At 69.8% G+C, this 20,897-nt stretch carries 10 protein-coding genes; 4 read left to right on the top strand and 6 right to left on the bottom strand.

Annotated elements, in window-relative coordinates; genetic code table 11:
* Positions 1 to 163 precede the first annotated feature (163 nt).
* From ABGB21_RS15425 to ABGB21_RS15415, 3 genes are read left to right on the top strand one after another with little or no spacing between them, the layout of a single operon-like run.
* Positions 164 to 769 (top strand): DUF4956 domain-containing protein, encoded by a 606-nt coding sequence (locus ABGB21_RS15425; RefSeq protein ID WP_347678271.1) that lies wholly within the window; start codon positions 164 to 166, stop codon positions 767 to 769.
* Complete coding sequence (locus ABGB21_RS15420) at positions 766 to 1,704, top strand: polyphosphate polymerase domain-containing protein (RefSeq protein WP_347653895.1); 939 nt, start codon at positions 766 to 768, stop codon at positions 1,702 to 1,704. The genes ABGB21_RS15425 and ABGB21_RS15420 overlap by 4 nt, the downstream gene beginning before the upstream one ends.
* A gap of 2 nt (positions 1,705 to 1,706) precedes the next feature.
* Positions 1,707 to 3,896, top strand: coding sequence for a CotH kinase family protein (locus tag ABGB21_RS15415; RefSeq protein WP_347678269.1), 2,190 nt, complete (start codon positions 1,707 to 1,709; stop codon positions 3,894 to 3,896).
* A gap of 14 nt (positions 3,897 to 3,910) precedes the next feature.
* On the opposite strand, the gene ispG is transcribed toward ABGB21_RS15415, so the two are convergent.
* The 6 genes from ispG to ABGB21_RS15385 all read right to left on the bottom strand — a co-directional run bounded on the left by ispG (position 3,911) and on the right by ABGB21_RS15385 (position 17,317).
* Positions 3,911 to 5,083 carry a flavodoxin-dependent (E)-4-hydroxy-3-methylbut-2-enyl-diphosphate synthase gene (ispG, locus tag ABGB21_RS15410; protein WP_347653892.1) on the bottom strand — a complete coding sequence of 391 codons (1,173 nt, stop codon included), beginning with the start codon at positions 5,081 to 5,083 and terminating at the stop codon, positions 3,911 to 3,913.
* Between the two features lie 7 nt (positions 5,084 to 5,090).
* A complete protein-coding gene (locus ABGB21_RS15405) occupies positions 5,091 to 6,332 on the bottom strand; it encodes a site-2 protease family protein (protein WP_347653891.1) in 1,242 nt (413 codons plus the stop codon).
* Positions 6,332 to 7,543 (bottom strand): 1-deoxy-D-xylulose-5-phosphate reductoisomerase, encoded by a 1,212-nt coding sequence (gene dxr / locus ABGB21_RS15400; RefSeq protein WP_347678267.1) that lies wholly within the window; start codon positions 7,541 to 7,543, stop codon positions 6,332 to 6,334. Before dxr ends, ABGB21_RS15405 begins: the two co-directional genes overlap by 1 nt.
* Positions 7,544 to 7,587: 44 nt before the next feature.
* Entirely contained in the window at positions 7,588 to 8,316 is a 729-nt protein-coding gene (locus tag ABGB21_RS15395; protein WP_347678265.1) for a Uma2 family endonuclease, read from the bottom strand.
* A gap of 210 nt (positions 8,317 to 8,526) precedes the next feature.
* A complete protein-coding gene (locus tag ABGB21_RS15390; RefSeq protein WP_347653887.1) occupies positions 8,527 to 9,264 on the bottom strand; it encodes a hypothetical protein in 738 nt (245 codons plus the stop codon).
* 100 nt (positions 9,265 to 9,364) lie between these two features.
* Positions 9,365 to 17,317 (bottom strand): ricin-type beta-trefoil lectin domain protein, encoded by a 7,953-nt coding sequence (locus tag ABGB21_RS15385; protein WP_347678263.1) that lies wholly within the window; start codon positions 17,315 to 17,317, stop codon positions 9,365 to 9,367.
* Between the two features lie 446 nt (positions 17,318 to 17,763).
* Here ABGB21_RS15385 and ABGB21_RS15380 point away from each other — a divergent pair, with 446 nt between their 5' ends.
* Positions 17,764 to 20,847 (top strand): DNRLRE domain-containing protein, encoded by a 3,084-nt coding sequence (locus ABGB21_RS15380; protein ID WP_347678261.1) that lies wholly within the window; start codon positions 17,764 to 17,766, stop codon positions 20,845 to 20,847.
* Positions 20,848 to 20,897 lie beyond the last annotated feature (50 nt).

Here is a 20,897-nt window from a genome sequence, read left to right as displayed (position 1 = left end):
CGACACCACCGGAACGCCCAACCCTGCATTGATCGTGGTAAATCAGACACGAAACGAACTGTTAGCACGGGACAGGGGAACACATTCACAGTCTTCGATGTAACCTGGACGTCGGTAGCCGTTCACCCAGCGGCCACCGGATGATATCCAGGAGGACCCGCACATGCCGCAGCCCGCCCTGTTCGCGATCGACATCGTCGCCGTGATCCTGCTCGTGTTCGGGCTCTACTTCCCCCGGCACCGCCGGCGCGACCTGGTCGCCGCGTACCTCGGCGTCAACGTCGGGGTGATGGCGGTCGCGAGTTCGCTCAGCACCAGCAGCGCCGGCACCGGGCTCGGCCTCGGGCTGGCCCTGTTCGGCGTGCTCTCCATCATCCGGCTGCGCTCCACCGAACTCGACCAGCACGAGGTCGCGTACTACTTCTGCGCCCTCGCGCTCGGCATCCTCTCCGCCCTCGGCGGCGGGGCCGCGTGGCACATCCCGGCGATGATGGCGCTGATCCTCCTGGTCATGTTCATCGGCGACCACCCCCGACTGTTCCGCAGCTACCGCCGACAGAGTTTGCTGCTCGACTCGGCCATCACCGACCAGGTCGCGCTCGTCGCCCACCTGGAGCAACTCCTCGGCGCCCGGGTGCACTCCGCCGCCATCCAGCGGATCGACCTGGTCAACGACACCACGCTTGTCGACGTCCGCTACTCGCTGCCGGGCGGGTCCGGCGCGGGACTGCGGGTCGCCGCCACCACGACGGGAGGAGCACGCCGTTGACCACCTCGGTGACCTGCGCGCCGCTGGCCGGCCTCGAGTCGATCGGGTTGGCGGAACTCGTCGAACGGGCTGCCCTGCAGACTCGGGTGGACCGCAAGTACCTGCTGCCCGTCGACGTGATGTGGGCCGTCCTGGACCAGGTCGACCCGACCACCCGGGTGCTGGAGATCGACGGGGCACGGTCGTTCGCCTACCAGTCGACGTACTTCGACACCCCGGACCTGACCAGCTACCTGCTGACCGCCCAGCGCCGACGCCGACGGTTCAAGATCAGGACGCGGACGTACCTCGACTCGGCGCTCTGCTGGCTCGAGGTCAAGACCCAGGGCGGCCGGGGCAACACGGTCAAGAACCGGCTGCCGTACCAGCCCGACCACGAACACGTCCTCACTCCCGGGCTGGAGTTCGTCGAGGACGTGCTCGCCCGGGAGTCGATCCCGCTGGCCGGACCGGCGGAGTTCGTACCGACCCTGGTCACCCGGTACCGGCGCAGCACCCTGTTCCTGCCGGCCACCACCAGCCGGGTCACCGTGGACACCGAACTGGTCTGGCAGGACACCGGCTCCGCCGCGCTGCGGCTGCCCGGCCTGGCGGTGGTCGAGACCAAGACCGGCTCCACCGCGTCCGCCGTCGACCGGCTGCTCTGGGCGCGCGGCCACCGTCCGATCCGGATCTCCAAGTACGCCACCGGGCTCGCCGCGCTCCGGCCGGAACTGCCGGCGGCCCCGTGGCGGCGCACCCTGCGCCGGCACTTCGTGCCGTTCACCGCCGACCACCGGCACCCCCGCCCGTCCCCGTCCCCGTCCCCATCCGCGTCCCCACCGCCATCCCCACCGCCGTCCGACGGTCGCCACGCCGCCTCCGTACCGCCGTCGGCCGTCTGCCACCCGAGCGTGGCAGGCCCGGCCCGTCCCCTCGAACCGGAAACGGAGTGACCGTGCGCAGAATCTCGTACTACCTGGTCGGCGTCCTCACCGTCGCCGCCATCGGCGTGGACCTCGAGCCACCGTCGGCCCCGGCCGCCGCCAGTCTGAAGCCGGCCGCCGCCAGTCTGAATCCGGCAGCCGTCGTCGACACCGGGTTCGGTGGCGGCCGGCCCGCGCAGCAGGTCACCGAGCCGAGCGCCGAACAGGTCGCCGCCGCAGCCGCCGAACTGGCCGGGGACATCACCTTCTCGGTGCCGAGCGGCACCTTCCAGAACGAGGTGTCGATCTCGCTCAGCACCACGATCGCCGGCGCGACGATCCGGTACAGCACGGACAACCAGCCGCCGACCGAGGCCTCGCCGGCCTACTCCGGTACGCCGCTGCGGTTCACCCGGACCACCCAGTTGCGCGCGCAGGCGTACGTGAACGGCGCCGCCACCGGCGAACCCGGCACCGCGATCTACGTGGCCCGGGGCGCCGTCGCCACCAACCACGACCTGCCGGTCCTGCTGCTCGACGCGTACGGGCAGGGTGCCCCCGGCCGGGAGTACGTCGACACCGCCGTGATGGAGTTCCGGCCGACGAACGGCTCCACCTCGCTGGGTGCCACCCCGAGCCTGGTCAGCCGGGCCGGTTTCCACCTGCGCGGCAACTCCAGCGCGATGTTCCCGAAGGTGCCGTACCGGCTGGAGTTGCGGGACAACACCGACGACGACCTCGACCTGCCGCTGCTCGGGTTGCCGGAGGACTCCGACTGGGTGATGCGTGGGCCGTACAGCGACAAGGCGCTGATCCGGGACGCCTTCGTCTACGGCCTGGGCCGGGAGATGGGCCGGCTGCACGCCCCCCGGTTCGCCTTCGCCGAGGTGTACGTCAACCTGGACAACCAGCCGGTGGGCGCGGACGACTACCAGGGCGTCTACATGATCGTCGAGACGATCAAGAACTCGAAGAACCGGCTGGACCTCAAGCAGCTCGACGAGGACGACATCACCCTGCCGAAGATCACCGGCGGCTACATCTTCAAGTTCGAGTGGCTGGCCGCCGAGGAGCCGATCCTGCCCTGCCCGGGCGGCGGCCCGAACTGCTGGAACTATCTGGAGGTGGTCGACCCGGATCCGCTGCAGCCGCAGCAGCGGGACTGGCTCAGCCAACACATCCAACAGTTCAACACCATGCTCAACTCGGCCGGGTTCGCTGATCCGACCACGGGTTATCCGGCCTGGATAGACGTGGACTCCTGGGTCGACAACATGATCATCAACGAGTTCACCCGGGAGATGGACTCGTACCTGCGCAGCGCGTACTTCCACAAGGACCGGGACGGCAAGATCGTCGCCGGACCGCTCTGGGACTTCGACCTGTCGTTCGGGGTCGGCGGCTACTTCGGCAACGACCAGGTCAGCGGCTGGCAGTACCAGCAGACCCGGAACCCGGTGGCGAACAACTGGTACAACCGGCTGGTCCAGGATCCGGCGTTCGTCAACCGGGTCAAGGTCCGCTGGCAGCAGCTGCGTCAGGGGCTGCTCTCCAACGCCCAACTCGAGGCCCGGATCAACAGCCTGGCCACCCCGCTGACCGCCGCCGCGGCCCGCAACTTCCAGAAGTGGCCGATCCTGGCCACCCGGATGGTCGGCCCGTTCATCACCCCGACCAACCCCACCTGGGCCGGTCAGGTGCAGTACATGCGGGACTGGATGTTCCAGCGGGCCGCCTGGCTGGACTCCACCGCCGGCTGGGGCGGCGCCACCACTCCCCCGCCGACCACTCCCCCGACCACGCCGCCAACAACCACCGCGCCGCCGACCACCCCCCCGGTGACCACACCCCCGGCCTCCGGCCGATCGTGTACGGCGACCTACAGCGTCACCAGCCAGTGGCAGGGTGGCTTCCAGGGCGACGTACGGGTCACCGCCGGCCCGGCCGCGATCAACGGCTGGCGGGTGGCCTGGACGTTCGGCAACGGCCAGACGGTCAGCCAGGCGTGGAACGCCACAGTCACCTCCAGCGGTTCGGCGGTGACCGCGACGAACGCGGCACACAACGGGGCGCTCGGCGCGTCGGCCAGCACGACCTTCGGTTTCATCGGCTCCTGGACCGGCACCAACAGCCTGCCCACGCTGACCTGCACCGCCTCCGGACGAGCGGAACCGGATCGGCGCCGCACCCCTGGTGGGGTGCGGCGCCGATCCGTTCGCTAGCTGACCCAGTGCGTTCAGTGCACGGTGACGACCGGCTTGGCCACCAGGTCGCGCAGTTCCTCGGGCAGTTCGGCGCCCATCTCGTCGGCGAGCCGGACCGCCTCCTCGATCAGGGTCTCGACGATCTGACCCTCGGGCACGGTCTTGATCACCTGGCCCTTGACGAAGATCTGGCCCTTGCCGTTGCCGGAGGCGACTCCGAGGTCGGCCTCCCGGGCCTCGCCCGGCCCGTTCACCACGCAGCCCATCACGGCGACCCGCAGCGGCACCGGCAGTCCTTCCAGACCGGCGGTGACCTCCTCGGCGAGCTTGTATACGTCGACCTGGGCCCGGCCGCAGGACGGGCAGGAGACGATCTCCAGGCCGCGTTCGCGCAGCCCGAGCGACTCCAGGATCTGGTTGCCGACCTTGATCTCCTCGACCGGCGGCGCGGAGAGCGAGACCCGGATGGTGTCCCCGATCCCCTCGGCGAGCAGCGCCCCGAAGGCGACCGCCGACTTGATGGTGCCCTGGAAGGCGGGACCGGCCTCGGTCACCCCGAGGTGCAGCGGATAGTCGCACTGCTCGGCGAGCTGCCGGTACGCCCGGATCATCACCACCGGGTCGTTGTGCTTGACCGAGATCTTGATGTCCCGGAAGCCGTGCTCCTCGAAGAGCGAGCACTCCCAGAGCGCCGACTCGACAAGCGCTTCGGCGGTCGCCTTGCCGTACTTGGCGAGCAGCCGCTTGTCGAGCGAGCCGGCGTTCACCCCGATCCGGATCGGCACCCCGGCGTCGCCCGCCGCCTTGGCGATCTCCTTGACCTTGTCGTCGAACTGCCGGATGTTGCCCGGGTTGACCCGGACGGCGGCACAGCCGGCGTCGATCGCGGCGAAGACGTACTTCGGCTGGAAGTGGATGTCGGCGATGACCGGGATCTGCGACTTCTTCGCGATCGCCGGCAGCGCCTCCACGTCGTCCTGGGACGGCACCGCCACCCGGACGATCTGGCAGCCGCTGGCGGTCAGCTCGGCGATCTGCTGCAGCGTGGTGTTGACGTCGGCGGTCAGGGTGGTGGTCATCGACTGGACCGAAACCGGTGCGCCGCCACCCACCGGTACGGAGCCGACCATGATCTGCCGGCTCGACCGCCGCGGCGCCAGCGGCGGCGGAGGTACGGCGGGCATGCCGAGGCTGACTGCGGTCACTCTGCACTCACCTTTGGATCAGCGTAATCGGGTTCACCACGTCGGCGGTGATGGTCAGCAGCGTGAAAGCGCCACCGATCAGGATCAACGCATACGTTACGGGCATCAGCTTGAAGTAGTCGACCCGCCCCGGGTCGGGTTTACCCAGTCGAGCGAAGATCCACGACCGGGCCCGCTCGAACCAGGCGATGGCGATGTGCCCGCCGTCCAGCGGCAGCAGCGGCAGCAGGTTGAAGACACCGATGAAGAAGTTCAGCGAGACGAAGAGCAGGACGAACACTTCCCAGAGGCCGTGCTGGACAGCCTCGCCGCCGAGCCGGCTGGCCCCGACGACGCTGATCGGGGTGTCGACGTCCCGCTCACCGCCGGTGATCGCGTTCCAGAGGGCGGGGATCTTCTGCGGGATCCGCTGCAGCGCCTTTGCGGTGTTCACGGCCATGGTGCCGGTGAAGTCGGCGGTCGCGCCGAACGCCCCGACCGGGCTGTACTTGATCATTGACGGGGTGCCGAGTCCGACCCCGAGCGCGGCGACCGGGGCGGCCGGGCCGTCCGGCTTGTCCGGCGACGGCCGCTGCACCGAGGCGAGGTTGACCTCGGAGGTCTGGGAGACGCCGTCCCGGACGTACGTCACCTGGACCGGTCCGGGCGGGGTGGCCCGGATCGCGTCGAGCATGTCGCCCCAGTTGGCCACCGGGCGGGTGCCGACCGCGGTGATCACGTCGCCGTTGCGGAGGCTGGCCTGGGCGGCCGGGCTGGCCGGGTCGCCGGGCTGGCAGGCCCGGGCGACGTTCTCCGGGACCACACAGGGGGCCAGTTCGATCCGGGCCGGCTCGCTACGGATCTGCTCGCTTGTCGTCGGGTAGTCGGGGTTCGGCAGGCCCATGAAGATCGCGGCGAACCAGAGCGTGACGATCGCGAGACAGAAGTGCGCCACCGAACCGGCCGCCATCACCGCGGTCCGCTTCCAGAGCGGCTGCCGCCACATGGCCCGGGGCTCGTCCGCCGGGTCGACGTCGTCGTCCTGCGGAGTCATCCCGACGATCTTGCAGAAGCCGCCGAGCGGGATCGCCTTGATCCCGTACTCGGTCTCACCCCGGCGGAACGACCAGACGGTGGGCCCGAAACCGACAAAATAGCGGGTCACCTTCATCCCGAACCGCTTGGCGACGAGCATGTGCCCGGCCTCGTGCAGGCTCACCGAGATCAGGATTCCCAGGGCAAACGCCACCACCCCGAGCAGGTACAGCATCAGGCTCCTTCCACCGCCATCGCGATGATCTCCTGGGCACGGGCCCGCGCCCAGGATTCGGCGGCGAGCACCTCTTCGACGGTACCCGGTTGGGCGAAATCCGGTGCGGCGTCGAGGACCCGCTCGAGCGTGTCGACGATGCCGAGGAACGGCAGCCGGCCGGCGAGGAAGGCGGCCACACACTCCTCGTTCGCCGCGTTGTAGATCGCCGGACGGCAGCGCCCGAACGTCCCGGCCTGCTTCGCCAGCCGTACGGCGGGGAAGGCGTCGTCGTCCAGGGCCAGGAACTGCCAGCTCTGGGCGGTGGTCCAGTCGACCGCCGGGGCGGCCTCGGCGACCCGCTCCGGCCAGCCGAGGGCGAGGGCGATCGGCAACCGCATGTCCGGCGGGCTGACCTGGGCCAGCGTCGAGCCGTCGGTGAACTCGACCATCGAGTGGATCATCGACTGCGGGTGGACCACCACGTCGATATCGTCGTACGGCACCCCGAAGAGTTCGTGCGTCTCGATCACCTCGAGCGCCTTGTTCACCAGGGTCGCGCAGTTGATCGTGATGACCGGACCCATGTTCCAGGTGGGGTGGGCGAGCGCCTGATCCGGCGTGACCCCGGTCAGCTCGTCCCGGCTCCGGCCCCGGAACGGCCCACCGCTGGCGGTGAGCAGCAGGCGACGTACCTCGGACCGGGTCCCGCCGCGCAGGCACTGCGCCAGCGCCGAGTGCTCGGAGTCGACCGGGACGATCTGGTCCGGTCGCCGCATCGCGGCCCGGACCACCGGCCCGCCCGCCACCAGCGACTCCTTGTTGGCCAGCGCGAGGGTACGCCCGGCGCGCAGCGCGGCCAGGGTCGGCGGCAGGCCGAGCGAGCCGACCACGCCGTTGAGCACGATGTCGCAGGGCCACTCGGCCAGCTCGGTCATCGCGTCCGGACCAGCGATGATCTTGGGGAGTTTGAAGTCGCCGCTGGACCAGCCCCGCTTCGCCGCCTCGGCGTAGAAGGCGAGCTGCAGGTCCTGGGCGGCGGAGGCCTTGGCCACCCCGACCGCCTCGACCTCCAACTCCAGGGCCTGGGCGGCGAGCAGGGCGACGTTGCCGCCGCCGGCACCGAGGGCGACCACCCGGAACCGGTCGGGGTTGCGCCGGACGATGTCGATGGCCTGGGTGCCGACCGAGCCGGTCGAACCGAGCAGGACGATCTCACGCGGGGAACTCACCCGGACATTCTCCCCGATCACCCCTGAACGCCCGCTGAGAGCCCTCAGCCCTCTCCCCCGGCTTCCTCCGCACCCTCCGGCGGGGCCTGCTCGCCCTCGTCCGGCGGGGCCTGCTCGCCCTCGTCCGGCGGGGCCTGCTCGCCCTCGTCCGGCGGGGCCTGCTCGCCCTCGTCCGGCGGGGCCTCCTCGTCGAGAAGGTCGGCCGGGTCGACCGAGAACGGGAACGGCTGCCGCATTTCGAAGACGCTGCCGGCGGCAGCGGCGGCGACCGGGCGGTACTCGCCGTCGGCCAACTCGAACAGGGCGATCGAGGGCACCCGATTACGCAGGTCGACGCGGAGGAAGAACGGCACGCCGGCGGCGACGTACTCGCGGGGCCGGTCGATGATGTCCTTACGCCGGTTGCCGGGCGAGACGATCTCGCCGAGCAGCACCGCCTCCGCGATCGGCACCGCGCTTCGGCCGCCGCCAGATCGACGGAGAACAACAAGATCCGGAATGAACAGATCGTCGCCGGAGACGACGTTGATCTCGGGATAGGCCCAGAACCCGGCCCGCCGCGCCGCGCGGTGCACCAGGTAGGGCAGTTCACGTTCGACAGACTGATGATCGATTCCGGCGTGGGGGGTCACGATCACGCTTCCGCTCAGGACCTCAACCTTGGGGCCGTTGGTCTCCGGCAACAGGTCGAGGGCGAGCTGAGCGGTCCACGGCTCGTCACGCCACCGCAGCACGTCGAACGACGGCTCGGACGCGAAAGGGGCCTGGGCCATCCGGCTCACCCCCTCAGCGGGACATTCTGCTCAGACCAGCCTAGCCGCGCAGCGCCGTACGCACAGCGTCGCACGTTTTGTCCGACAACTGACGCCCCCAAATCCGTTCGGGAGTCGCACCTTCGAATCCATGCCGGCCACGTCCAGCCTGGCCACCGGCTCCCACGCGCCTCGATTCAGAGACCTATCCAGTCACCCTAAGGCGAACTATTAGTGGTCCCGGCCGCAATGACAGCGGACTCCTTCGTCAAGTTCGGCGTCGAAGCGGTGGCGTAGATCGTGCCCCAGCGCCACGAGCTCTTGAAGCTGTTGGGAGGTCAGCCGCCGGCCTTCCCACATCAGCTCGGCAAGACCGGCTGAGTACGCGGGCGCGGGGATTTCCTCGGTCATATCGACCGCACACAACGCGGCAAGGTCACCGACAGGTATTCCGAGAAAGCGGGCGAACGCGCTGACGAGCTGCGGGTCAAGCGCCCTGCCTCCGAAGGCGATCTGGTTGACCGTGGGTCGCGAGAGGTACGGGCCGCCCGAGTAGAGCAGCAACTCGGCAGGGGACGTGCCCTTCAAGTTGCGATAGTGCAACAGCCGGCCGATGATTGCCCTTGCCCTGTCGTCGGGGACGGGCCAACGCGGCGGGGGGAGCATTCCTACCAGTGGCTGCTGCGGCATGGCACGGGCAGTGGCGAGCAGGACCGGCCGCGCCGGCGGCACGGCGACGTAGTCCCAGGCGATCCTGCCCGGGTCAGCCTTGGGATCCGTGGGAGCAAGATCGGCGGGTAGGTCCTGGCCCGCCAACACGAACAGATCTGCGGCGTGCCAGCCCAACATGGGGGCGAGACGCCGCAACGCTTCGGGCGCCGCGATGTCGCCGCCGACATCCCGGACCACGGCTGCGGCCTTCCAGCCGCGCACATCCGTCAGCCGGCGAAGGAGGACCTCGAACTCCATGCGACCTCCCCTGCTCGTTGTTCAGCAGATCGTTGATCTGCCACCCGTCGCCCTGTCCCGTGCGACGGATGGCAGGCTACAACGACCGGAAGCAACTGGACTAGTTCCTTCCTTGCCCCATTCTCGCGTCGCGCCAAACTGCTCCTGGTGCAAGTGAATAGCCGTTGGCCGTCAGGGCCTCGGAGGCCACGTCCTTGACCGGCATATAGCCGGCGAAGTTGTTTGGCCAATAGTGACCCGATTGATTGTCGTATCCGACGATCTGGCCACCGCTGACTTTGAGGTTCCCTGCCATGAACACCGGCTGCTTCTCTGCGAGGCTAGAATGCCCGGCACCCCAACTGCCGTAGGTGTCCGCCCGGTCGTGAGGCATGGATCGGACGGTTCCGTCGCGCATGACGACGAACAAGTGATCACCATCGGCCAGATTCGATCCGTCCGATTGCCAGGAGCCCACCGGAATCTCCGGCTGTTTGCTGTCGTCCGCGCCGTTCTCACCCATCCGGAACACCTTCCGAGGCTGGATCGGATCGCTCGGGCAATTGTGCACCAGGACTGACCGGTCGCCAGCGACCACGTAGTACGTGTGGATGTTCGCGATGGTGAGGTTGTGGACCGTGGCCTCCGCGACCATCCGGCGTTCGATCGCGGTGATCTGGACCTCGGTGCCGGCGCTGGTCCGGAGCCATTGACCAGATCGCAGGTCGGTGGCCTCGGTCCACTCACGCAACTCCGGCACCCAGAACGGGTGGTTGTCGGTGGCGGTGATCTCGGCCGACGCCGCTCCCCGCTCGCCGTCGATGTCGACGACGAGCCTCACCAGGTGCTTGGCACTGTCACGCTTGATCGCGGCGGCGACCGTCTCCACCTGGAGTCGCCCCGTCTTCGGATCGGTGGCGATAACCTTGTCGCCCGGCTCCACGTCCTCGATCGGCTTCGTCGAACCGTCCGCCATCAGGACCGTCGTGCCGGGTACGAAACTGCTGTCGCAGCCTCCGCGAGCCTTGCCAGTGCCACCGCCGCCGCTGGCGCCACCACTGCCGCGCGAGGAGCCGCCTGAGGAACCACCCGGCTTCGATCCGCTACCGCCGGACTTCCCACCGCTGCCGGCGGAGGATCCTCTCGGGTTGGACTTGGCCTGGGCCTGTTTCTGCTCCGGGTTACCGGTCTTCTTCGTATTGTTGACGGCCTTGTTACTGGTCGTATTGGCCTTCTCTGCGGCCTTCTTCTTCGCCAACTGCGCGGCCCGCTTCGCCCGCTCGATGGCGAGCTTCTTGGCGGTCAAGGCCGCCTGCTCCGCTGCCCGAGCCGCAGCCAGCACCGCCTCGGCGGCCCGTTTCGCCGCCCGCCACGCCTGGATCGCGTTGATCGTCCGGTCGATGGCCCGGATCACGCCCGGGATCTTGGCGATCTTGCCCCACGGGATCGCGTCCAGGATCAGGCTGCCGCACGACCACATGTCACCGCCGAAGCAGGCCATGGCGTCGTTGATGCCGATGAACTCCTTCAGCATGTACCAGGCCGAATCGAGGATCACCGACATCAGCGAGCGACCCATGGTGGCCTGCGCCTGGGCGACCTGCGCCGCCGACAGCCCTGCCCCGGCCAGCGCCGCCGCCATCTCTGAGGCGGTCAGCGACACCGACAGACCGGTCGGGTCCGACAGCGTCACCGGGTTGTTGTGGGCGTACGCATAGCCGTTGTTCTGCTGCGGGTCGGTCAGGTCCAGCACCGGGTCGGCGGAGAGGAACCGGCCCACCTGCGGGTCGTACAGCCGGGCCCCGAGCGGGGTGTAGCCGGACGAGTCGTCCCGCAGCGCACCGAGGAAACCGGTGTTGCCCTGCATGTTGAACGCCGGACCACGCTGGTTGCCGAACGGGTCCTGCTTGCGCAGCCGGATCGTCATCCCGGTCGTCAGGGAGACCTCGGCGTACGGGCTGCCCTGGTGGTCACCGGCGACCGCGACCAGGGTGGATCCGGCGGTGGGGTGCCGGTAGCGCATCATCACGCCGCCCGGCGCGGGGTACGAACGCTGGGTGTTGACCAGTGTCCCGCCCTGCTGGACGGTTACCTGGGCCTCGCCCAGGTTCAGGGTGGCCTGCCGCCCCTGGATGGTCAGCAAACGACTGCCGCCCGGCCCGTAGATGTGCCGGGTCTCGTCCTGTGCCTGCCACTTCTGCGCCGTCGCGGCGTTGTCGCAGGCGGCCAGCACGATCGGTGTGGCGTTGGCCGTCGCGCCGTCCTTGACCGCGGCACAGAGGTTGGAGGCGGTGTGCTTGAGCTGCCCCGCCGCGGTCCGCTCCAGCCGCTGGTTCGCCGAGCCATCGCACTTCTGGATCCCGAACGCCGACCCGGCGGTGTTCGCCGCCGGCTGCGCGCACCAGGTCTTGTCGTACGCGTGCAGTGTGCCCAGGTTCGGGTTGCTCTGGTTCGGAGCCGGAGTGAACGTGTACTTCTGCGCCGGAGTGCCGTTGCACGGGTAGAGCCGCAGTTCCCCACCCGCCGCCAGGGTGCCGCCGGCAAGGTCGATGCACTTGTTCGCCAGGCCGACGTACGGCGACATGCCCTTGCCACCCTGGCCGGTGATCCGCTCGATCTGGCCGTCGTACGTCCAGGTGAACGTCTGCTGGTCACCGTTCTCCACCGAGGTGACCGACTTGGTCTCGCCGGTCAGCTCGTACAGCCGCTCCGCCACCGCGGTGACCTCCGCACCCTGCGGGGTGCGGTAGTTCTTGGTCACCTTGGTCAGCGTCCGCGGCTGGCTGCCGTCGGCCTTGCCGTAGTCGTAGGTGCTCACCGCGTCCTTGGCGGTGTCACCGGTGAGATCCCGCTCCACCAGCTTCGTGCGGTTGCCGAGCAGGTCGTACTCGTACTCCTGCCAGTAGCCGGAGCCGTCGGTGCCGGCAGCGACGTTGACCGCACCACCCGAGCCGACCGGGCCACCCTCGCAGGATTCCTGGTTCGTGGCCGTCCAGGCGGTCCGCAGTTGGCCGATCGGGTCGTACGTGAAGCACTGGCGTTCCGCGATCTTCGTGGAGTGTTCGCGGATCGCGGTGACGTTGCCCGCGTCGTCGTACGCGTAGGAGCGCTGCGAGACCAGGTTGCCGGCGGCGACGGCGGTGTCGCCGACCTGCTCCCGGTACACCTGCTGGCTGGTCAGCGCCCCGCTGGCCTCGTCGTAGCTGGCCATCGCCCAGACCCGGTACGGCTGAGCGCCGAGCGTGGACCGGAGCAACTGACCGTACGGGGAGTAGACCGTCTCCGAGCCGTACCAGTCCGTGCCGGAGACCGACAGCGGCAGCCCGTCCTTGCTGTACCGAGCGACGATCTTCTCGGCGGGCAGGGCGCCGACGGCGGGCAGCGAGGTCGACTCGGGTAGCCCGGTGTCGGTGTACGCGTAGTTGTACGTGTACGACGTCTGGAGGCCCCAGGTGGTGGCGATCGCCGGCGGCAGGGTCAGCGTGGTGGACGTCGGCTGGTAGTCGGTGGTGTAGCCGCCGACCGTCTGGGTGTACGGCAGTCCGTCGGTGTACCGGGTGGCGGTCGCCGGCAGGCCCTTGCCGCCCGGGGCGGTGTCGTAGGTGTACTCGGCCAGCAGGGCGCCGCCGCTGTCGCCGAGCCGCTGCTGCTTCGGCCGGGACAGCTCGTCGTAGCCGTTCCAGACCGTGACACCCCGGGCGTTGGTGGTGGTCAGCAGCCGGTCCCGGTGGTCGTATGTCATCCGGGTGGCCCCGGCGTCCGGGTCGGTCGAGGTGGTCGGCCGGCCACGCTGGTCGTACGCCCAGGTCCACGGGCGGTTCGGGTCGGCGGAGTGCGCTGCCCGGACCAGCCGGCCCCGGGTGTCGTACTGGTAGCCCATCGAGGTGAACTCGGTACGGGCGGCGTCGGTGAAGGTGTCCACCCGGCTGGTCCGGCCCAGCCCGTCGGTGAAGATCCGGTAGGAGGCGGCCCCGGTCGGGTTCAACACCGTGGAGAAGTCGGCGCCGTAGCTGTAGTTGGTCGCCCGTCCCGGCATCTCCTCGCCACGCAGGATCGGCAGTTCCCGGGTGACCCGGCCGAGGCCGTCGTAGGTGTACCGGGTGGCGTTCGGCACCGCCGTGTCGGCGAGCGGCGTGAACAACGTGCCGACCGGGGAACCGTCGGCGAGGTACGCGTTGTTGGTCTGCCACACCTCGCCGGAGCTGTTGTACAGCGTGTCCGTGATCAGCCGACCGCCGCCGACCGCCTCGACCTGGCTCTGCCGCTCCCGGCCCAGACCGTCGTAGATGGTGACGGAGGTCTGGACCCGGTTCTCGTGCCCGCGGCTGAAGGTGGTGATGTACGGCGGCTTCCCGGCCGGTACGGCGTACTCGGCCCGGAAGTCCGGCACGGCAGCGGCGGACGGGGTGCGACCCGGACCCCACGCCTCGACGAGCCGGCCCAGTGGGTCGAACCTCGCCTCGCTGACCCGGTCGTTGAGGTCGGTGGTCTTGACCGCGTGGGCGCGGCCCGGATCCAACTCCTGGGTCTGCTTGTGCCCCAGCGAGTTCTCCTCGGTCACGCTGAACGCCTGACCGACGTCGGGGGTGTAGGTGATTTTGGAGGTCCGACCGTCCGGGTCGGTGGCCGACTTGACCCGGCCGATGTTGTCGAAGGTCCTGCTGCCGTCGGACTGGAACCCGGAGCCGTCGGCCTTGAGCGACCAGGTCTGCCGGGCAAGCCCCCGGTCCGCCCCGGACGGGGCGACCCCGTACGCCCGGTCGTCGTAGGCGACCTGGCTGGCGCCACTCAGTGTGGTCAGGTTGTCGAAGGTGGCGGCGGCGCAGGTCGTCGGGCTGGTCCGGGTCTGCTTGGTCAGCCCGATGATGTTCTTGTCGGTGTGGTGGTGGTACTCGAGGAGGGTGCAGGACTCGTCGCCGGTCCGTCCGGTGTCGCCGAGGACCTCGACGTGGGTCGGCAGGCCGTGGGTGGTCTCGAAGGTGGTCTTCGTCTCGACCATCCGCAGCAGGCGCGGGTCGTCGCCGGTGCCGGAGGATCGGGCGTACGCCACCTGGCGCGGCTCGGTGACCCGCCAGGAACGCAGCGGGGTCAGCCCGTCGTCCCGGTCCCGCCGGGCGAGTTCCCTGGCCTCCGGATAGGTCACGCTGCGGGTCAGCCAGTCGGCGTCGGCGTCGCCCGCGCTGGAGTAGGTGAGTTCCTCGGCGACCCGGCCGGCGAACGGCTCCCGGTCCTTGGCGATCTCGGCGCCGGTGATGTCCGCCACGGAGACGCTGTCCCCCATGCCCCGGAAGTACCGGGTGACGGACTTGGTCCGCCGACTGCCGATGTCCGGGTCGTCCGCTCCGGTGAGGACGGTGACCTGGGCGAAGCCGGCGAACTGGGAGTAGGTGCGGGTGCTCTTCTTGGTGAACTCCTGCTCGGCGAGCCGCCACCCCGGGTTCGCGTACCCGTACCGGGTGGTGGTGCCGAACGCGCCGTCGACGGCGGGCAGTTCCTCGACGCTCTCGACGACGTACCTGTGGAACCAGTCGATGTCCTCGACCGCCGGGTCGGGGTGCCAGAACGACGGGTAGCAGAGTCGGTTGTTCGCCTTCAGTTCGGCGGTGTCGCCCTTGCCGGGCAGGCCTGTGCCGGTACGGCAGTCGCCGGTCGGCTGCTTGTAGGTGACAACCGTTTCGCCGCCGTACTCGTTGACCACCCGGGCGATGCGCAGCCGGGAGAAGCCGGGCCGGTGGTCCTTTCTGACCCGGTTCGGCATGTCCTCGGCGTTGGCCATGAACCGGACCGGGTTGAGCCGGACACTGGCGTCGGTCGTGCCGTTGCGGCCGTAGCCGGTACGAGTGATCGACTCCAGCCAGAGCGCGGTGTTGGGGCCGGTCCGCAGGATCGGGAACGACTGCGTGAGCTGGTAGTCGTCCACGGCCTGGAGCGCGGTGTTGCCGGGGAGGCGCTGCGCCGAGGTGGTGATCTTGTCCAGTCGTTTGCGGGAGAAGAACGCCGGCCCGGCGTTCCAGCACTGCTTGTCGGCGACGCAGTTCAGGTCGGCCGGGGTGTCGTACCAGATCCGGTACTTGTTCGGGTCCTTGCTGCCGAAGTTGGCGTCGGTGCAGGTGGTCGAGCCCTCGGCGAAACAGCGCTCGGCCACGGTGAAGTTCACCCGGGCCAGGGGCGCCGCCGAGAAGACCGTGGTGGCGCGCTGCCCGTAGTCGATCCGGGTCAGGTAGCCGCCCCGGTCGTAGCCGACCGGGTCCTTGAAGTTGAAGTTCCGGGCGTAGTGGTTGGTCTCCTTGGCCCACCACAGGCTCATCGCGTTGCCGTGGACGTCCTCGACGTAGTCGAGACCCCAGCGCCAGGCCTGGGTGCAGGCGGAGCCGGCCCAGTTGCCCGCCTTGTAACAGGGCTCGTCCGGGTGGTTCCCGTACACCGGCACGGTGAGCACCGAGTTGGTCACCGGGTCGTCGGCCGCACTGCCCCGGTCCGACCACCCGGGCAGGCGGTGCCGACCGAAGTGGTAGCGGGTGCCGTCCCGGGTGGTGACGATCCAGTACTCGCCGTCGGCGTCCCCGTTGGCCAGGCTGGTGTCCGTCTCCAGCTGGACCCGGGAACCGTCGCCGTTCGCGGTGTGCCAGACCCCGGTGGTCTTGTCCCTGACCAGTTCGGTGGTCAGGCCGCCGAGGGAAAGGGTGGCGTTGTCGGAGCCCCAGCAGAGGTCTGCGGTGCGGTGGCTCGCGTTGTTCGAGCCCGACTTCTTCGAGTCCTGCCGGCAGTTGGCGTAGCTGCGGGTGATCGCCCCGGCGCTGTAGTCCCAGCCGTCACCGATCCAGGAGGCCTGGTTGTTGGTGGCCGAGGTCCGGCCGTCCACCGACTGCGAGGAGTACGACAACGCGACCCTCGGCATCAGCCCGCCGGCCGTCTCCGGCACCTGCACCTGGTAGGAGTAGGTGAACGCACCGGAGGAGGAGCCGGCGGCCCAGGAGCCTGAGGAGAGCAGCGGGGTGGCGGTGAAGTCACCGGCCGCCGAGGCGCCGGTGTCCAGCACACCGACCACACCCGAGCCGCTCGACGTGTCGGCGGCGGAGATCGCGGGGCCGGCGGCGGAGGCGCGGGCGGTCGAGGCGCCGAGCAGCGAGCCGATGGGCACGCTACCGGTCACGACCCGGCGGACCGGCAGTTCCGGCTCCTCAGGCTCGGGCTCGCCCTCGTCGGTGTCCTCGCCCTCACCCTCGCCGGTGCCGTCGCCGTCACCCTCGGGGTCGCCGTCCCCCTCGTCGCCCTCGTTCTCCTCGGGGTCGTCGGCGATGACGGCGGCGCGGGCCGGTGCCTGCGCGGCCGGGACCAGCTTCACCTCGCTGCGCAGCGGCTGGATGGGTGCCGTACCGGGGGCGAGGTCCAGGCTTCCGGTGCCGTCGCCGGGGGCGCAGTCGCCGGTCTCCGGGGCGTCGTAGACGCAGTCGGGCAGCACCATCACGCCGAACCGGTCGGCGGCCTGCGGCCCGTACACGTCGGCGAAGGCGGTGTAGTCGACGCTCAGCACGACCTCGCCGGCTGGGTCGGCGGTGGCCGGCGGGGTGATCTTCATGATCAGACCGGACACCCCGGCGGTCTGGGACGCCTCCGGGGCGGCGAGGTCGATCGTCCAGGTGCCGGCGACCGCGGCCGGATCACCGCCCTCCGGTACGCCGAGGGCGACCGGCAGGTCGTCGACGGGGAGACTGGCACCGGCCTCGACGCCGGTCAGGTCCACCACGCCGCTGTCCTGCTGCCACGGGGTGAGGGCCTGCGGCTCGTACGGGACCACCGGGGTGGCCTCGGCGGTGGTCAGGTTCGGATCGGCACTCTCGTCCTGCCCGATCCGCGCGCTGCGCGGAATGTCCGGCAGGTCGACCTGGATCCCGTCGCGGTCCATCCCGGTCCCGGGCACCGCCCAGGCGGCGGCGGGCAGACTCGTCGCGACCAGGGTCGCGGAGAGCGCCAGCACGATCGCCGTACGGCTACGACGCCGCCAGTGCCGACCTGGCTTCACCGGAGTCCGACGGCCGTGCCACCGCCGGGACAGCAAACCGGTACCACGCATGAGCGTCGACTCCCACCAGGCGCGAATTGAACGAGGACTGCGGGCAGGCCGCGAGCATGTGCCACGCATGGCACATGCGTGAGCACTCTGCGACAAGAGAATCGGTTGCTCAAGGTCACCGGACGTAACCACAGCGCACATCGAGTGATCCCTGTCACTGCATTATTCGGCACCAGTCACTGTGGACGGTACGACTCATCACCTGACGGTCCAATCACCGCATGTCCGTTACATCGCAGCCGCAAATACCCGCAGAAGGCCAGATCTCTGGCGTAACGCTCGATAGCCCGCGGAGCCAGGTCACGTATCCATAACTATCAAGGGATAGACGTAACTCCCCCACGGTGTGCGATCGTGTGGCCGCGTTCTGCCCGGCGCCCCGCCGGACGGGCTGCCTCACCCGCGTCTCCCCCATGTCCGCCCGGCCCAACAGGAGTGGATCCGCCGTGATCGCGCCTCGCCTGCTCAGTCCCTTCGTGCGTACGCGCACCAGGCTGGCTCTCAGCCTGGGCGTCGTGCTGGTCCTCGTCGCCGCTCCGCTGCCGTGGTGGTACGGGTCCGACGAGCCTCGGAAGGAGGCCCTCGGTGCCACCCCGGCACCGGCCGCCCCCCGGGACGAGACGGCCGCGATGACCGAGGCCCGGCAGACCGGCCAGGAGGTGCTGGTGGAGACGGCCACCACCGCCACCTCACTGACCTGGGCACGTCCGGACGGCCAGCTCCGGAGCACATTCCACGCCACGGCACAGCGGGCGAGGACCGCTACCGGGCAGTGGGCGCCGATCGACACCACGCTGATCCGGGGCGAGAAGACCTCCGGCGGCCTCGACGTCCGACCGGTCAACCCGCCGGTCCCGGTCCGCCTCTCCGGCGGCGGCACCAGCGGAGACGAAAGCGTGCTGGCCGAAGTGGACCTCGACGGCCACATTGTCGCGTACACCTGGCCGGGTCCGCTGCCGGAACCGGTCCTCGACGGACCGCGCGCCCTCTACCCCGAGGTCCGCCCCGGGGTGGACCTGCTGGCCGTCGCCCGCGACGACGGCGGTCTCGCCCAGGTGCTGATCGTCAAGAACCGCGCGGCGGCCGGAGCGGTCCACAGCGTCGGCTACGGCCTGCGCTCCGCCACGGCGGTCTTCCGGCACGACGCCACCACCGGCGGCGTCCGGATCCTCGACCGGGCCGGCCAGGAGATCAGCGCGATCCCCACCCCGTTCGCCTGGGACTCCGCCGGCCAGGACCCGGAGGCGCCCGAGGTCGCTCCCCGCACCGCCGTGGCCAGCCCCTCCGACGTACTCCGCCTCTCCGGCCTCAACGGCAGCGAACCCGGCTCCCGACACGCCCGGATCCCCACCCGACTGGACGGCGACGGCAGCGGGCAGGCCCGCCTGCACCTCGACGCCGCCACCACCGGCCTGCTCAGCGCCGAGGACGTGCTCTTCCCGGTCTTCCTGGACCCGACCCTGACCAGCGGTCGGCAGGCCTGGGCGACGGTCTACGCCCAGCACCCCAACACCAACACCTGGAACGGCACCAACTTCAACAAGGGCACCACCGACGCCCGGGTGGGCTACGAGCGGAACACCCCGCTGCGGGCCCGCTCCTTCTGGCGGATGGGGTACAGCTCCGCCCTGAAGGGCGCCACGGTCAGCTCGGCCACGCTCAGGATGTTGAACAACCACTCCTGGAACTGCAGCGCCCGGGAGATGCAGCTCTGGCTCACCGGCGCCATCTCCTCCGGCACCACCTGGAACGCCCAGCCATCGTGGAGCAGGGAGCAGCAGCGGCGCTCGTTCGCACACGGCTACGGCAGCAGCTGCGCCGACGAATACGTGGCCTTCAACGTGCTCGACGCCGCCCAGCGTGCCGCCAACAGCGGCTCGACGAACATCACCTTCGGCATGCGCGCGACGACCGAGTCCGACACGGTGACCTGGCGGAAGTTCCTGGTCAGTTCCACCGAGCTGAGCGTCGTATACAACCGACCCCCCAACCAGCCGACCAACGGCACCAGCAACCCGGGCGGTGCCTGTGTAGCCGGCACCGGTCCGGGGGTGACGGTCGGCAAGAGGGACATCACCCTGGCCGCCACCGCCACCGACGCCGACGGCAACCTGAAGGCGCTGCGCTTCCGGTTCTGGAAGGACGGCACCGCGGTTCCGGCGGGCACCCTGGACACCACACTCAGCAGCGGCCGAGGCGACGTGCTCATCCCCTCCAGCACGCTGCAGGACAAGGCCAGCTACTCGTGGGACGTACGCGCCGAGGACGAGTCCGGCAAGGTCTCCGACTGGTTCCCGAACGGCGACGCTCCCTGCCGACTCACCGTCGACGGTCAGAAACCCGGGACTCCGGAGGTCGGGAGCGACGTCTGGCTGGAAGCCACCCCGGACGGCGCCACCTGGTCGACGGTCAAGTTCGGCGGGACCGGCCCGGTCAGTTTCACCGCCACCGACGCGGTCAAGTTCCGATACTCCCTCGGCGGGGTCAGCCCGGTAGAGGTGACCGCCAGCGCCGGCACGGCCACCGTACCGGCCCTGAAACCACGGCACGCCGGTCCCAACACGCTCGTGGTGAACGCCCTCGACGCGGTCGGCAACGAGAGCGACCCGAAGAAGTACACCTTCTACGTGCCGCCCAGGGACGCCGCCGACGGCCCCGGCGACACCGGTGGGGACGGCATTCCCGACCTGCTGCTGATCGGCGCGGACGGCAACCTGCGCACCTACGCCGGCGACGTCAACGGCGAGCTGCACTCCTCACTCACCGCCTCGTACACCGCCGACCGGCAGCTCGACCCGCCGGGGCACTGGTACGACCCGGCGACCGGCAAGGCCGCACTCATCACCAAGTACGCCGACGTCTACCCGGGCGACGGTTCGACCGACCTGTTCGCCCGTACCCCGGACGGCGGTTTCTGGCTCTATCCCGGTGACGGATACGGCAGCTTCGACGTCGACCAGCGACTACGGGTCCTGCTGCCGGCGAACGCCCCGAACCCGGCCACCTGGACCCAGCTCAAGGCGATCGGCGACATCACCGGCGACAAGCTCCCGGACCTGGCGCTGCGGGCCGGGACCGCGTTCTGGGTGCTGAGCGGCTACACCGGCGCAAGTTTCCAGGAGGCGACCCTGATGCAGGGCACCGCGTGGGGCCGCGCGGAGATCGTCAACGTGGCGGACGTGGACCTGGACGGCACCCCTGACCTGCTCTGGCGCAACCTGGACACCGGAATCATGTACATCCGGCACGGCAAGCCGGGCACGGTCGCCGGCAGCGTGAACCTGGACTCGCTCAAGACGGCCGCCGGCTCGCGCAGCGGCGACGTCTCGTACGGGACCAGTTGGACCGAGACCAACATCAGCGCGGTGATCGGCATCCCGGACGTGAACGGGGACCGGGTGCCCGACCTGTGGGTCCGGTCCGGAGTGGACGGGCAGCTGCGGGTCTACCACCCGACGACCACCGACACGAGACCGGCGGTCCAGGTGGTGCTGCCGGAAAACCTGGCGGGCGTACGTGCCTTCGGCTGAGGCCCTCGCCATACTGAACGGGCCCGGACAGTCTCTCCTGTTCGGGCCCG

It is taken from the genome of Plantactinospora sp. B24E8, from assembly GCF_039871735.1.
In the GTDB taxonomy this organism is placed as follows: Bacteria; Actinomycetota; Actinomycetes; order Mycobacteriales; family Micromonosporaceae; genus Plantactinospora.
The sequence above is the reverse complement of the archived record's forward strand: the minus strand, read 5'-3'. Positions and strand labels throughout refer to the sequence as shown.

Excerpts from the sequence above, each read along its gene's own strand:
- ABGB21_RS15425 (WP_347678271.1), top strand. The coding sequence starts at position 164 with ATGCCGCAGCCCGCCCTGTTCGCGATCGACATCGTCGCCGTGATCCTG.
- ABGB21_RS15405 (WP_347653891.1), bottom strand. The coding sequence starts at position 6,332 with ATGCTGTACCTGCTCGGGGTGGTGGCGTTTGCCCTGGGAATCCTGATC.
- ABGB21_RS15395 (WP_347678265.1), bottom strand. The coding sequence starts at position 8,316 with ATGGCCCAGGCCCCTTTCGCGTCCGAGCCGTCGTTCGACGTGCTGCGG.
- ABGB21_RS15390 (WP_347653887.1), bottom strand. The coding sequence starts at position 9,264 with ATGGAGTTCGAGGTCCTCCTTCGCCGGCTGACGGATGTGCGCGGCTGG.
- ABGB21_RS15385 (WP_347678263.1), bottom strand. The coding sequence starts at position 17,317 with ATGCGTGGTACCGGTTTGCTGTCCCGGCGGTGGCACGGCCGTCGGACT.